The sequence below is a fragment of the Halioxenophilus sp. WMMB6 genome (genome assembly GCF_033283405.1).
Classification (GTDB): domain Bacteria; phylum Pseudomonadota; class Gammaproteobacteria; order Pseudomonadales; family Cellvibrionaceae; genus Halioxenophilus.
Genome location: NZ_JAWMQR010000003.1, coordinates 194,915 through 208,209, shown reverse-complemented (window position 1 = coordinate 208,209; position 13,295 = coordinate 194,915). Strand labels below are relative to the sequence as shown.

The following is a 13,295-nucleotide window of genomic DNA, read 5'->3' as shown; positions in this document are numbered from 1 at the left end:
GCCCATTAGGAATTCAACTATGAACATTGAGGAAATAATCGAGTTTCTCACCACCAACGCGGTAAATTATGCGGCGGTCTATGGTGTGAAAATTATTTTGGCCATTGTTATCTTCTTTGTTGGTAAATGGCTGGTTAAAACTATTACCAATCTGCTGAAGAGGACGCTCACAGCCCGCAACCTGGATGCCACACTCACATCATTTATAACCAATATCATCTACTACCTGGCCATGGTGGTAGTCATCATCGCCGTGTTGGGGCAGGTGGGAATTCAGACGGCTTCTCTGGTAGCGGTTATCGGTGCCGCCGGCCTGGCTGTTGGCTTGGCCTTGCAGGGTTCACTCTCCAATTTTGCCGCCGGTGTTATGATCATTCTGTTTCGCCCTTGTCGGGTGGGTGATTTTGTCGAAGCTGGCGGTACCATGGGGTCGATCAAAGAGATCGGTATTTTTGCCACCACCATGCTCACCCCAGACAACAAAACCATTATTGTCCCGAACTCTTCTATCATGGGTGGCAATATCACCAACTTCTCCACTCAAAGTGAACGCCGGGTCGATTTGGTGATTGGTGTTAGCTACAACGCTGACATTAAGAAGGTGAAAGAGGTGCTGGCTGCGGTGGTTGCCGCCGATGAGCGGGTGGTGAAAGAGAAGGATGTCACCATTGGCTTGCTGGAGCTGGCCGATTCCTCTGTTAATTTCGTTGTTCGCCCTTGGGTGAAAACGGCCGATTACTGGCCTACCTACTTCGATCTGATGGAGAACATCAAATTGCGCTTGGATGCCGAAGGTATTGAAATTCCTTTCCCACAAATGGATGTGCACCTCTCCAAAGAGGGTTAATCATCGCTTTGATGGCAACAATAAAAAAGCCGCTTTAACTGAGCGGCTTTTTTATGGGTAGCGGTTTGATTGGGCATCTGAATGGGTAGATCCTGAGCAGACCGCGCCCGTTGATATTTGCGTGAGGTTTAGCTGCTGGCACCTTCCATCGCCGACTGCAGATAATTTTGCAGGCCGACTTTGTTGATTAATTCCAATTGTGTTTCCAGCCAATCGACATGATCCTCTTCATCCTCGAGAATATCCTCAAACAACTCACGTGAGACGTAGTCCTGCACTGATTCGCAATAGGCGATGGCTTCACGTAGATCGGGAATGGCAGTCATCTCCAGCTTAAGGTCGCACTCCAGCATCTCCTGAGTATTTTCGCCAATCATCAATTTGCCCAGATCCTGTACGTTGGGTATGCCCTCCAGAAACAGAATGCGTTCAATCAGGTGATCGGCATGTTTCATCTCATCGATGGATTCGTGGTACTCCTTGTCCGCCAGTGATTTTAATCCCCAGTCTTTGAACATGCGGGAGTGGAGGAAATACTGATTGATAGCAATTAACTCGTTGTAGAGTACTTTATTTAGGTACTCGATTACTTTTGCGTCACCTTTCATTGGATTTTCCTCTGATTGATAGGGCTGTATGAGGCGAATTATCGCTGATGTCTGCGGTGCTGATGTGGCTGTGCCGTCGCTTGGCGCACTTTAGTCTCTTCGCATAATAGTTGACTGTCAATCTAAGTTATTGATTTTGTGGGCTAATTTTTAATCTAAATTAGAATTTTTATTATCTGCTGTTGCGGTGTAATTACATTTGCAAAGCGCCAGGGAGTGAACCTAGCTTTGGGGAAGCGACTGGGGCCGGTGTGCGAAAGTTATTTCTGTGGTCAGATACCCACGTGGAACGCTAGGGTGGACTGTGCATTAACTGCCGTGCAGTACCACCCTTGTGGTTAACCAAGGCGCTTGCTGCAGTAGTTACTGGTGCGTACGGCTTCTGTGGCTAATGATGTCTGGACGGTTATCGGAGGAAATTGACTGGGGTAATACTAGCGTGGGTGAGCGGGCAGAGCAGTAGCTGGAGATTTATCCACCAATGACGCTTGTTGGCGGATGAGACGCGTCATTGGCTGAGGGGTTAGGTTTAGCTAGGCGGCGCTGTAGCAGGTGTCGTCGTCGATGATGGCAACCTGTTCGGCCAGTGCTTGCCGGACGATATCCCGGGTTTGCAGTGCGCACTTGCCGCATTGGGTCATGGCGCCCAGCTCGTTGCGGATAGCCCGCAGATTACCGCCGGTGGTGGCAACTGCCTGGCGGATCTGAGAATCGGTTATTCCTTTACAAATGCAAACGTACATACTCAAAACTCGCAAATTAGCACCTGAAGAGTCAGTAACGGCTTGGTTCACAGCCGACCCCGCTCTTTTTATTGGGTTTCAAGGGCGCACTTGCCGTGCCTGCCATGGTTTAGAGTCGCTGTTGCTCCCCAGGTTTTATTGAGAGGGGGCATGAAGCTGGCGCCCTAACCTTACCTGGCTTCCCAAACCTTGTTGAGAATTCTATCCAAACGATAATGGTTGTCAATAAGATTTGTGAATTAATGCGATTTGTTAGTAAAACTCAGTTACAGGAATAAGTTTGTCACCAGCCGGATGAGGGAGCTTGGATCTATATCAAACAAGTGTGGTTGGTAAATAACTATTTGATTTTAAAAGAGTTATTTTGATTGCTTAGACTATGGTAACCATATAAAAAATCTATAGGACTGCTCCAATAGAGGGTGTATGATAGCCCACTGCTATGGAATGGTGCCGGTACCATAAAAAAGCCTGCATTATGACTGTAGTCGGTTGTTTCAATAGCAGCTTCATTTCACGGTGGCTGTGCAGCCATAGAATCCACAAATTCACTTAAGCAATTACAGACCGAGGGAGAATTCTCATGGGCGTCTTAGTTGGTAAACCAGCTCCAGATTTTACCGCTCCAGCCGTTTTGGGTACTGGGGAAATCGTTGATGACTTTAATCTTTCTGCCACCATCAAAGGCAAGAAAGCTGTAGTATTCTTTTACCCACTGGACTTCACCTTCGTATGTCCTTCTGAGCTGTTGGCTCACAACAGCCGTTTGGCCGAATTCCAAAAACGCGGTGTAGAAGTAATCGGTGTTTCCATCGACAGCCACTGGACTCACAACGCCTGGCGTAACACCCCCGTTGAAAACGGCGGTATCGGCGCTGTTGGCTTCACTCTGGTAGCTGATATCACCCACGCTATCTGTCAAGCCTACGACGTTGAGTCTGCCGGTGGTGTTGCCTTCCGTGGCTCCTTCCTGATCGACGAAGACGGCTTGGTTCGTCACCAAGTGGTTAACGATCTGCCACTGGGCCGTAACGTTGACGAAATGCTGCGTATGGTTGATGCCCTGGCGTTCAACCAAGAGCACGGCGAAGTTTGTCCTGCCGGTTGGAAAGAGGGCGACGCAGGTATGAGCGCCAACCCAGAAGGTGTTGCTGCGTACCTGTCTGCCAACGCCAGCAAGCTGTAAGCTTCAAAGCGAGACAGAAAAAACCCGGCAATGCCGGGTTTTTTTATGCCTCGGATTCGGTATCCGGTTCGCTATTGGGTGGTGGCCAGCCGCCCAGGCTCTGCCAGCGGTTGACGATGTAGCAGAAGAGGTCGGCGGTTTTCTCAGCGTCGTAGGCGGCGGTGTGTGCCGAGCGGTTACAGAAGCTGATATTGGCCGCTAAACAGGCTTTGGCCAATACGGTTTGCCCCAGGGCCAGTCCCGCCAGGGTGGCGGTATCAAAGCAAGAGAAAGGGTGAAAGGGGTTGCGCTTGGCGTCCACCCGTTCCGCCACGGCATTGACAAAGCCGAGGTCAAAATGGGCATTGTGGCCGACGATCACGGCGCGGTTGCAGTCGTGGGCTTTCACAGCGCGGCGCACGGCTTTGAACAGCTCGGGGATGGCGATCATCTCCGGCTCGGCGGGCCGCTCCGGGTCTTCCAGATCGATGCCGGTAAAATCGAGCGCCGTTTGCTCCACGTTAGCCCCTTCAAAGGGTTCAATGTGGAATTGATGGGTCTCATCGCGGCGCAGCACTCCCTGGTCATCCATGGTGAGTGTGACGGCGGCGATCTCCAGCAGGGCATCGGTGGCGGAGTTAAAACCGCCGGTTTCCACATCCACGACCACGGGCAGAAAGCCGCGGAAGCGATTTTTCAGGTTCGAGGGTGGCGCTTCAGACAAAGTTTTCCCTTACTGGAAGGTTATCGGTTGAGGAAAAGCCAGGCCATGGTAGCACGCCAGGCCGGGCGAGGGGATTGCGATAGTGCGAAATCGGCCTAGCGCTTCTCCAGCACGCGCCACTGCAGGGTTTCACCCGCCGCCAGTGGTGTTAGTGGTTCACCGGGGGCGAGCTCCAGCGAGGCGGGCATCTGCCACGCGCTTTTTTGCAGGGTGATCTGCTGCTGGTTGCGCGGCAGCCCGTAAAAATCCGGCCCATAGAAACTGGCGAAGGCCTCCAGTTTGTCCAGGGCGTCTTCCCGTTCAAACACCTCGGCATAAAGTTCGATGGCGGCATGTGCCGTATAACAACCGGCGCAGCCACAGCTGGTCTCTTTGCGGGCGCGGGCGTGGGGTGCGGAGTCGGTGCCGAGGAAAAAGCGTGAGTCGCCGCCAGTTGCTGCTTTTATAAGTGCCTGCTGATGGCTGTTGCGTTTGAGGATTGGCAGGCAGTAGTAGTGCGGACGAATGCCACCCACCAGCATGTGGTTGCGGTTGTAGAGCAGGTGGTGGGCGGTGATAGTGGCGGCCATGTGGCTGCTCTGTTCGCTGACGAAGGCAACGGCATCGGCGGTGGTAATGTGCTCCAAGACAATTTTCAATGCGGGGAAATCTTGGCGCAGGCCGGTCAGTGTGCGGTCGATGAAGACCTTTTCCCGATCAAAAATATCGATCTCGGCATCGGTCACCTCTCCGTGCACTAACAGCAACATGGATGCTGACTGCATGGCATCAAGGGCTGGGTAGATCTTTTGAATGTTAGTGACGCCGGAGTCGGAATTGGTGGTAGCGCCCGCCGGGTAGAGTTTACAGGCAACCACGCCGGCGGCTTTGGCGGCGTGAATGGTCTCGGCGGTGGTGTTGTCGGTGAGGTAGAGCACCATCAGCGGCTCAAAGGGGAGGCCGGCGGGAATCTGGGCGGCTATCCGCTCTTTATAAGCGAGCGCGCTGTCGGCGTCGACCACCGGCGGCACCAGGTTCGGCATCACAATCGCACGGCCAAACTGCCGGGCCGCATCACCCACGGTGGTGGCCAGCGCTGCGCCGTCACGCAGGTGAATATGCCAGTCATCGGGTTGAGTGAGGGTGAGTGTTGCCGTCATGCGTTGGTCTCGTGCAAGTGGTTAGCCGTAAAGCCGCGCATGATAACACGTTCCCACCGGGCCAGCAGTGCTCTGCCCGCACTCCAAACTCAAGAAAATTCGCTTTCGGCCGACTACTATTGTGGTAATGGTATTTGCGCGCTGCCACTGGCGCAGAATTTCTCTGATGTGGCCGCTCAGAAACTCAATCCCCTTGGTTTGTTTAAGGTAACCGCGATGAATCTCACCTCTGCACGCTTCTTCTGGCTGCTGACGCTGGTGCCGGCCGCGTGCCTGTCGCCCGCTCGCAGTAGTTGGGCATTGCAGTTCAGCCCACGCCTGGAGAGTGCCGAGTGGTTGGTGCAGGGTTCGCAATTTGAGTGCCGCATATCCCAGCCCATTCCCGAGTTTGGCGAAGCGGTGTTCCAGCATTCGGCCGGGGAGAAGCTCCATTTTCAGTTGCTGGCCAGTACGCCACAGATGAAAGCGGGCAGGGCCGCACTCACTGTAACGACACCAGTCTGGAAACCCGGCGGCCGTATCCAACAACTTGGCTATGTCGATGTGGTGGAAGAGAAGGGTGCCATCAATGTTGATGAAAAAATGGCCAGCCGGCTGTTGCAGGAGCTCTATGACGGTAAGCAGGTGGAGTTTGCCCGGCGCGCCTGGTACGACGACAACAAGGTGGTGAAAGTTGGCCTCTCCAACATCAACTTTCGCGGTGCCTACGACAAATACGTTGGCTGTCTGGCCGAGCTGCTGCCGGTCAATTATGGCCAGATAGAGCGCACCTCGCTGCAGTTTAAAGCCGGTCAGGAGGAGCTGACTACCGGCGAAACCGAGTTGTTGGACGATATCATCACCTACTCCAAGGCCGACACCCAGGTGCGGAGCCTTTTTATTGATGGCCACTCCGACAGCGAAGGCCCACGCGCCGAAAATCTGGAGATCTCTAAACGCCGTGCCGAGAAGGTGATGCACTATCTGATCAACGGCGGCTTGGATCCTAGCGCCATTGTCACCCGCTGGCACGGTGAGCGTTATCCCGTCGCCAGCAATCGCACGGCCGATGGCCGGGCCCAGAATCGCCGGGTAACCGTGCGCCTTAGTAAAGAACCACCACCAGAGATCCCCGAGTTCGACAGCAATGAAGAGCCGGAGACCCTCGATACCCAAGCCATCCTCGATAGCCTCGGGCCGCCCGCTGCCACCGATACGCAGTAGTGGTTGCGGTTAAATAAGCGCCTGTTGTCAGCCACAGGCGCTTATTTTAGACATAGATGTCCGCTCCCTCGCGCCTAACCACTGGGCACAGTGGCAAATAATCGCTACAATGCGCGCCGCTTCTTACCAGGGGCTTAGGGCCCTATTTTTGGGAGTTGATCAATGTCCGAAGTTAAAAAAGTTGTTTTGGCCTATTCTGGTGGTTTGGATACTTCGGTAATCGCCCGCTGGTTGCAGGATACCTACCACTGCGAAGTGGTTACCTTTACCGCCGATATCGGCCAGGGTGAAGAGGTAGAGCCTGCCCGAGCCAAAGCCCAATCTCTGGGTATCAAAGAGATCTATATCGACGATCTGCGCGAAGAGTTCGTGCGCGATTTCGTCTTCCCCATGTTCCGCGCCAACACCATCTACGAGGGTGAATATCTGCTCGGAACCTCCATTGCGCGGCCGTTGATTGCCAAGCGCATGATTGAGATCGCCAATGAGACCGGTGCCGACGCAGTGGCACACGGTGCTACCGGTAAAGGCAACGATCAGGTCCGCTTTGAGCTGGGCGCCTACGCCCTGAAGCCCGGCGTGCGCGTTATCGCCCCCTGGCGTGAGTGGGATCTGACCTCCCGCGAAAAATTGATGGCCTATTGTGAGAGCCACAAAATTCCAGTCGATTTCTCCTCCAACAAAAAGAAATCTCCTTACTCCATGGACGCCAACCTGCTGCACATCTCCTATGAGGGCGGTATTTTGGAAGATCCCTGGGCCGAGGCCGAAGCCGATATGTGGCGTTGGACGGTAGCCCCAGAGCAGGCCCCCGAAACCCCCACCTACGTGGAGCTCAGCTTTGAGAGCGGTGATATCGTGGCGGTGGATGGTGTGGCCCTCACCCCTGCCCAGGTGCTGGCCAAGCTCAATCAAATCGGTGGTGCCAACGGTGTTGGCCGGCTCGATATCGTTGAAAACCGCTATGTCGGGATGAAGTCGCGCGGCTGCTATGAAACTCCTGGCGGCACCATCATGTTGAAAGCGCACCGTGCCATAGAGTCGATCACTCTTGATCGTGAAGTGGCCCACCTGAAAGATTCGTTGATGCCCAAGTACGCCGAGATGATCTACAACGGCTACTGGTGGAGCCCAGAACGCAAAATGTTGCAGGTGGCTATCGATGAGTCCCAGCAGTTCGTCAATGGCGACGTTCGCGTCAAGCTCTACAAAGGCAGTGTCGAAGTGGTTGGTCGACGCTCCAGCCAGAGCCTGTTCGATGAAAAAATCGCCACCTTTGAAGACGACGCCGGTGCTTACAACCAGAAAGATGCGGAAGGCTTTATTAAATTGAACGCTCTGCGTATGCGCATTGCGGCCAATAAAGGGCGCACCAATCTTTAAACCAATGCGGGCAATTTAGGCTCGCATTTTTTTGGCTGGGCGGGGAGAATAGCCGCGCTTTAATCTGCCAATAGCAACCAAAGCCGCGCCAATTGGCTCGGTTTTGGCAATGAGCCTCGCTTATCTTTGTTTTAAAAATGGCCAATATTTTGGCCGGAGAGGTTCGCCAGAGCACAAAAATTCAACAATATCTGGTGGTGGTAAAAGGCCAGTTGATAAGGCCTTCGGGTGTGATTTTTTATTAAACAAAGGTAACCTATAGGCCCTTGATTAGAGTCAAGCGGAATAACAACCCAATTATTACAATCCGTCGCGTTTAGCTCCGCGCACACAGTCGTGTGCATATTTCGCTAGCAGCGTGATTAAACCGGGTTTTCCGCCTTCCAGGTTTTTCTGCAATTCTTAAAAACTATTAGGACATCACTATGAGTAGTCATCCTGTAGCAGGGGAGCAGCCAGCTTACGACCTAAAAATCGTACGCCAGTTCTCTATCATGACCGTGATCTGGGGTGTGGTTGGCATGGCCGTCGGTGTGCTGATTGCAGCGCAATTGGTTTGGCCACAGCTGAACGATATCCTGCAACCGTACACTCACTTTGGCCGTTTGCGACCGCTGCACACCAACGCGGTTATCTTCGCCTTCGGTGGTTGTGCACTGTTTGCCACCTCCTACTATGTGGTGCAGCGCACCTGTCAAACCAAACTCTTTGGCGGCATTTTGATTCCGTTTACGTTTTGGGGTTGGCAGGCAGTCATCGTGTTGGCGGCAATCACTCTGCCACAGGGTATGACCTCTGCCAAAGAATACGCCGAACTGGAGTGGCCAATCGATCTGCTGATTGCCGCGGTTTGGGTCTCTTACGCGATTATCTTTTTCGGTACTATCGCCACCCGTAAAACCTCCCACATCTACGTGGCCAACTGGTTCTACGGCGCCTTCATTCTGACCATCGCCGTGTTGCACATCGTCAACAGCGCTTTCATCCCGGTAACCTTCACCAAATCCTACTCCGCCTATGCCGGTGCCATGGATGCCATGGTGCAGTGGTGGTACGGCCACAACGCGGTGGGCTTCTTCCTGACGGCGGGCTTCCTCGGCATGATGTATTACTTCGTGCCCAAGCAGGCCGAGCGTCCGGTTTACTCTTACCAGCTCTCCATCGTGCACTTCTGGGCATTGATCTCTATCTATATCTGGGCCGGTGCTCACCACCTGCACTACTCAGCACTGCCCGACTGGGCGCAGAGCCTGGGTATGGTAATGTCTCTGATTCTGTTGGCGCCCTCCTGGGGCGGTATGATCAACGGTATCATGACCCTCTCCGGTGCCTGGCATAAACTGCGTACCGACCCAACCCTGCGCTTTTTGGTGGTATCGCTCTCCTTCTACGGTATGTCTACCTTCGAAGGGCCGATGATGTCGATCAAAACCGTCAACGCACTCTCTCACGACACCGACTGGACTATCGGCCACGTGCACTCTGGTGCTCTGGGCTGGGTGGCTATGATCTCTATCGGCTCCATCTACCACCTGCTGCCGGTACTGACCAACCGCAAAGAGATGTGGAGTGTGAAACTGGTGAACACCCACTTCTGGCTGGCCACCATCGGTACCGTACTGTACATCGCCTCCATGTGGGTAAACGGTATTACCCAGGGCTTGATGTGGCGCGCCTTCAACGCCGACGGCACCCTGACCTACAACTTTGTTGAAGCGGTTAAAGCCAGCTACCCAGGCTACACCGTGCGGGTTATCGGTGGCGCCTTCTTCCTGATTGGTATGTTGTTAATGGCCTATAACATGTTCCGCACACTGTCTGCTGAAGCTCGCGAAAAAGCCGAGCAAGCGGCCGCTGATGCCCAAACGGCCTGATTGAGGAGAATACCCCGTGAAGAACCATGACATAGTCGAGAAGAACATCATTCTGATGATCGTACTGACTTTGGTGGCCATTAGTTTTGGTGCCCTGGTCGAAATCGTTCCTCAATTCTTTCTGAAAGAGACCACCGAACCCGTCGCCGGCCTGAAACCCCTGCCTGCGCTGCAGCTGGAAGGCCGCGATATCTACATCCGCGAAGGTTGTCACGTCTGTCACACGCAGATGGTTCGTCCTCTGCGTGCCGAAGTCGAGCGCTACGGCCACTACTCGGTTGCCGGCGAGTCCGTCTACGAGCACCCCTTCCTGTGGGGCTCCAAACGTACTGGTCCAGACCTGGCGCGTGTGGGTGGTCGCTACTCTGACGACTGGCATAAAGCGCACCTCTACAACCCACGCAACGTAGTGCCCGAATCCAACATGCCGGCCTTCCCCTGGTTGTTTGATAACCACCTGGATGGCAAGCACACCGGCGACAAGATGGCCGCACTGCGTAAAGTGGGCGTGCCCTATACTGACGACGATATCGCCGGTGCCAAAGAGGCCGTTGAAGGTGTCACTGAAATCGATGCACTGGTGGCGTATCTGCAACAGCTGGGTATTTTGCTGAAGCAAAAACGCTAATTCACATCCGCTTTGATTGAGGTTGAATGATGGAATCGGATCTTCTTAACAACTTGCGTGGCATCTCCACCATCCTGGTGATGATCGCCTTCTTCGGCGTCTGCTGGTGGGCCTTCTCCCCCAGCCGACGGGCCAAGTTTAACGAGGCGGCCAACCTGCCGTTTGCCGATGCCATGGAAAACAAGCAATCAGAGTCGTCGTTGAACTCATTGAATAATGCCGGTGAGCCTGATACCGGAGACAAGGGGCAAGAAAAATCATGAGTACTTTCTGGAGTTTGTGGATCATCGGCCTGACGTTGACCAACTTGGGGCTGGTGCTGTGGATCCTGCTGGCCAACCGCAAGGTGGCCTCGCGTGACGATGCTGAACCGGAAAACAAAACCACCGGCCATTCCTACGATGGCATTGAAGAATACGATAACCCGCTGCCCAAGTGGTGGTTCCAGATGTTTATCGCCACCTTTGTGTTTGGCGCTATCTACCTGACTCTCTACCCAGGCCTGGGTACTTGGAAAGGGGTGTTGGGTTGGACTTCGCACAACCAGCTCGAGCGTGAGCAGGAGAAAGCCCGCGCCAGCTACAAAGAGTCGTTCGACGTCTACAGCCAGATGCCTATCGCGGAGCTTGCTGAAGATCCGAAAGCGATGAAGATGGGTACCCGGCTGTTTGCCAACAACTGCGCCGTCTGCCACGGTGCCGATGGCGGTGGTAACTTTGGTTTCCCCAACCTGACCGACCACGACTGGCTCTACGGCGGTGAACCGGAAGCCATCAAAACCACCATCACCCACGGTCGCGTGGCGGCTATGCCGGCCTGGAAAGATATCCTGGGTGAAGAGAAGATTGCTGACGTGAGCCAGTACGTACTGAGCTTCACTGATCGCGCTGAAGATGAAGAGGCCGTCGCCGCCGGTAAAGAGATCTTTGCTCAGAACTGCGCCGCCTGTCACGGTGCCGATGCCAAAGGCATGCACGCCACCGGCGCGCCCAACCTGACCGACGACACCTGGTTGTACGACGGCAGCGCTAAAGGTATTCGCCAAACAGTCCGTAATGGCCGCGGTGGTACCATGCCTGCCCAGGCTGAGAAGCTGCGTGAAGACAAAATTCATCTGCTGGCAGCCTACGTCTACAGTTTGTCGCTCGACAACGAGTAACGGCTCGCCGTTGTGCTCGTAAAAAGGCTGCAGCGCTTCACCGGCTGCAGCCTTTTTTTATGGCTGAAAACTGTGTTCTATAGCCATAAAGTGTGGCCACTGGCCTCCATTTGGCTTAGCTCAAATAGTTTGTTTTTTTCTTAATTAGAATAAAACGAATTAAGGCGCTAGAATGCGTTCTCGCCGCCAGACCCGTTTTCAAGCCGGTCGCCGCACAGGCATCATCGCTGCGACGAGCCGAACGCTGCAGTACCCTATAAAGGCGCTTATCCGCCTTCCGCTGACAACCAACGACAAGCAGGTAACTACCGTGGTTGATAAAATCCCCGTCCATGAAGAGCCGGTGAAACAGGCCGACACCCACACCAACCTCTATCAATCCGCCAATAAGGTCTACGTTCGTAAGATCGATGGCTTCTACCAAAGTATTCGTCGCTACACCGGTTTGCCGCTGCTGCTGGGCTTTGTCATCATGCCTTGGCTCACCATCGACGGTCGCCCGGCAATGCTGTTCGATCTGCCGGCCCGTAAATTCCACATCCTCTGGTCCACCTTCTGGCCCCAGGATGGCATGTTGCTCGCCTGGTTGTTGATCATCGCCGCCTTTACCCTGTTCACCGTCACCACCCTGGTGGGCCGGGTCTGGTGTGGCTTCACCTGCCCGCAAACCGTGTGGACCTTAATGTATATCTGGGCGGAGCGGGTATTTGAAGGTGACCGCAACAAGCGTATCAAGCTCGACCGCCAGGATTGGAATGCAGAGAAGGTGGCCCGCAAAAGCGGTAAACACGCTACCTGGCTGTTGATCGGTTTTATTACCGGTATCACCTTTGTCGGCTACTTCACGCCGGTGCGCGGGTTGCTGTTGGGCTTTATTCCCCATGTTGGGGAGGCGGGTGTGGTCACCTGGAATATCGCGCCGGCGGCTGCCTTCTGGACTCTCTTCTTCACCGGCATGACCTACCTCAACGCCGGCTGGATGCGCGAGCAGGTCTGTAAATACATGTGCCCCTACGCCCGGTTCCAGTCGGTGATGTACGACAAAGAGACCCTGGCGGTGCACTACGACAAAACCCGCGGCGAGGCGCGCGGCCCGCGCAAGGCCGGCGAAGATTACAAAGCCAACGGCAAGGGTGACTGCATCGACTGCTCCTGGTGTGTGCAGGTCTGCCCGGTGGATATCGATATTCGCGATGGTTTGCAGTATGAATGCATCAACTGTGGTTTGTGTGTCGATGCCTGTAACAGCGTGATGGACAAGATGGGCTACGAGCGCGGTTTGGTGCGCTTCACCTCCCAGGATGCCCTGGAGACTGGCCACACCCGCTTCTTCCGGCCGCGCCTGTTTGGTTACTCGTTTGCGGTAATCGCCATGCTGTGTGCGTTTGTCTACGCGATCTCCGATCGCGAGCCGCTGTCGGTGGATGTGGTGCGCGACCGCGGCACCCAGATGTACCGCGTGCGCAACGACCAGATCGTCAACGTCTACACCGTGAAGATCAACAACATGGACCGCTCTGACCACACCTACGACATCACCGTGCGCGGCGATGGCCCCTATGAGTTGTCGCACCGTCCGGTCTACCTGGAAGAGGGCGAGGTGTTTACCGTGCCGGTACAGGTGAAGATCCCCCGGGATCAGGTCACCCACGAGCGCAGTGAGGTCTACATCACCGTCACCGCCGCCGAGGATGAGAGCATCACCGCCGAGCAGGAGGCATCGTTTATCGCGCCGTTACCAAAATAGGCGTAGTTGAAAAACCCAACTAGGCGCAGCCGGAAACCAGGCTCCCCAGCCTAACGGGGCCGGTTATACCGCCGG

13 protein-coding genes are annotated in these 13,295 nt (G+C 54.6%); 9 read left to right on the top strand and 4 right to left on the bottom strand.

Annotation, left to right across the window (positions count from 1 at the left end):
* Window positions 1-19 precede the first annotated feature (19 nt).
* Window positions 20-847: a mechanosensitive ion channel family protein gene (locus SBL51_RS09905; RefSeq protein ID WP_317930764.1), complete on the top strand. Its 828-nt coding sequence runs from the start codon at window positions 20-22 to the stop codon at window positions 845-847.
* 128 nt (window positions 848-975) lie between these two features.
* Here SBL51_RS09905 and bfr read toward each other — a convergent pair whose 3' ends face one another.
* Both bfr and SBL51_RS09895 read right to left on the bottom strand, forming a co-directional pair.
* A complete protein-coding gene (gene bfr / locus SBL51_RS09900; RefSeq protein WP_317930763.1) occupies window positions 976-1,455 on the bottom strand; it encodes a bacterioferritin in 480 nt (159 codons plus the stop codon).
* A 533-nt stretch (window positions 1,456-1,988) separates the two neighbouring features.
* Window positions 1,989-2,198 (bottom strand): (2Fe-2S)-binding protein, encoded by a 210-nt coding sequence (locus SBL51_RS09895; protein WP_317930762.1) that lies wholly within the window; start codon window positions 2,196-2,198, stop codon window positions 1,989-1,991.
* Between the two features lie 583 nt (window positions 2,199-2,781).
* On the opposite strand from SBL51_RS09895, the gene SBL51_RS09890 reads away from it, so the two are divergent.
* Window positions 2,782-3,384 carry a peroxiredoxin C gene (locus tag SBL51_RS09890; protein ID WP_317930761.1) on the top strand — a complete coding sequence of 201 codons (603 nt, stop codon included), beginning with the start codon at window positions 2,782-2,784 and terminating at the stop codon, window positions 3,382-3,384.
* 43 nt (window positions 3,385-3,427) lie between these two features.
* Here the strand turns inward: SBL51_RS09890 and rnt are convergent, their stop codons facing one another.
* Window positions 3,428-4,087, bottom strand: coding sequence for a ribonuclease T (rnt, locus tag SBL51_RS09885; RefSeq protein ID WP_317930760.1), 660 nt, complete (start codon window positions 4,085-4,087; stop codon window positions 3,428-3,430).
* Window positions 4,088-4,182: 95 nt separating this feature from the next.
* Window positions 4,183-5,226 (bottom strand): dihydroorotase, encoded by a 1,044-nt coding sequence (gene pyrC / locus SBL51_RS09880; protein WP_317930759.1) that lies wholly within the window; start codon window positions 5,224-5,226, stop codon window positions 4,183-4,185.
* Between the two features lie 216 nt (window positions 5,227-5,442).
* Here pyrC and SBL51_RS09875 point away from each other — a divergent pair, with 216 nt between their 5' ends.
* The 7 genes from SBL51_RS09875 (at window position 5,443) to ccoG (ending at window position 13,220) form a co-directional block, all read left to right on the top strand.
* The gene (locus SBL51_RS09875; RefSeq protein WP_317930758.1) at window positions 5,443-6,429 is read left to right on the top strand and encodes a flagellar protein MotY; all 987 of its coding nucleotides are present in this window, start codon (window positions 5,443-5,445) and stop codon (window positions 6,427-6,429) included.
* Between the two features lie 162 nt (window positions 6,430-6,591).
* Window positions 6,592-7,812 carry an argininosuccinate synthase gene (locus SBL51_RS09870; protein WP_317930757.1) on the top strand — a complete coding sequence of 407 codons (1,221 nt, stop codon included), beginning with the start codon at window positions 6,592-6,594 and terminating at the stop codon, window positions 7,810-7,812.
* 425 nt (window positions 7,813-8,237) lie between these two features.
* Window positions 8,238-9,686 carry a cytochrome-c oxidase, cbb3-type subunit I gene (ccoN, locus tag SBL51_RS09865; protein ID WP_317930756.1) on the top strand — a complete coding sequence of 483 codons (1,449 nt, stop codon included), beginning with the start codon at window positions 8,238-8,240 and terminating at the stop codon, window positions 9,684-9,686.
* Between the two features lie 16 nt (window positions 9,687-9,702).
* Window positions 9,703-10,314: a cytochrome-c oxidase, cbb3-type subunit II gene (ccoO, locus tag SBL51_RS09860; protein ID WP_317930755.1), complete on the top strand. Its 612-nt coding sequence runs from the start codon at window positions 9,703-9,705 to the stop codon at window positions 10,312-10,314.
* Window positions 10,315-10,340: 26 nt separating this feature from the next.
* Entirely contained in the window at window positions 10,341-10,577 is a 237-nt protein-coding gene (locus SBL51_RS09855; RefSeq protein ID WP_317930754.1) for a cbb3-type cytochrome c oxidase subunit 3, read from the top strand.
* Window positions 10,574-11,473: a cytochrome-c oxidase, cbb3-type subunit III gene (ccoP, locus tag SBL51_RS09850; protein WP_317930753.1), complete on the top strand. Its 900-nt coding sequence runs from the start codon at window positions 10,574-10,576 to the stop codon at window positions 11,471-11,473. Before SBL51_RS09855 ends, ccoP begins: the two co-directional genes overlap by 4 nt.
* Window positions 11,474-11,645: 172 nt before the next feature.
* Window positions 11,646-13,220: a cytochrome c oxidase accessory protein CcoG gene (ccoG, locus tag SBL51_RS09845; protein WP_317930752.1), complete on the top strand. Its 1,575-nt coding sequence runs from the start codon at window positions 11,646-11,648 to the stop codon at window positions 13,218-13,220.
* The last annotated feature ends 75 nt before the right edge of the window (window positions 13,221-13,295 follow it).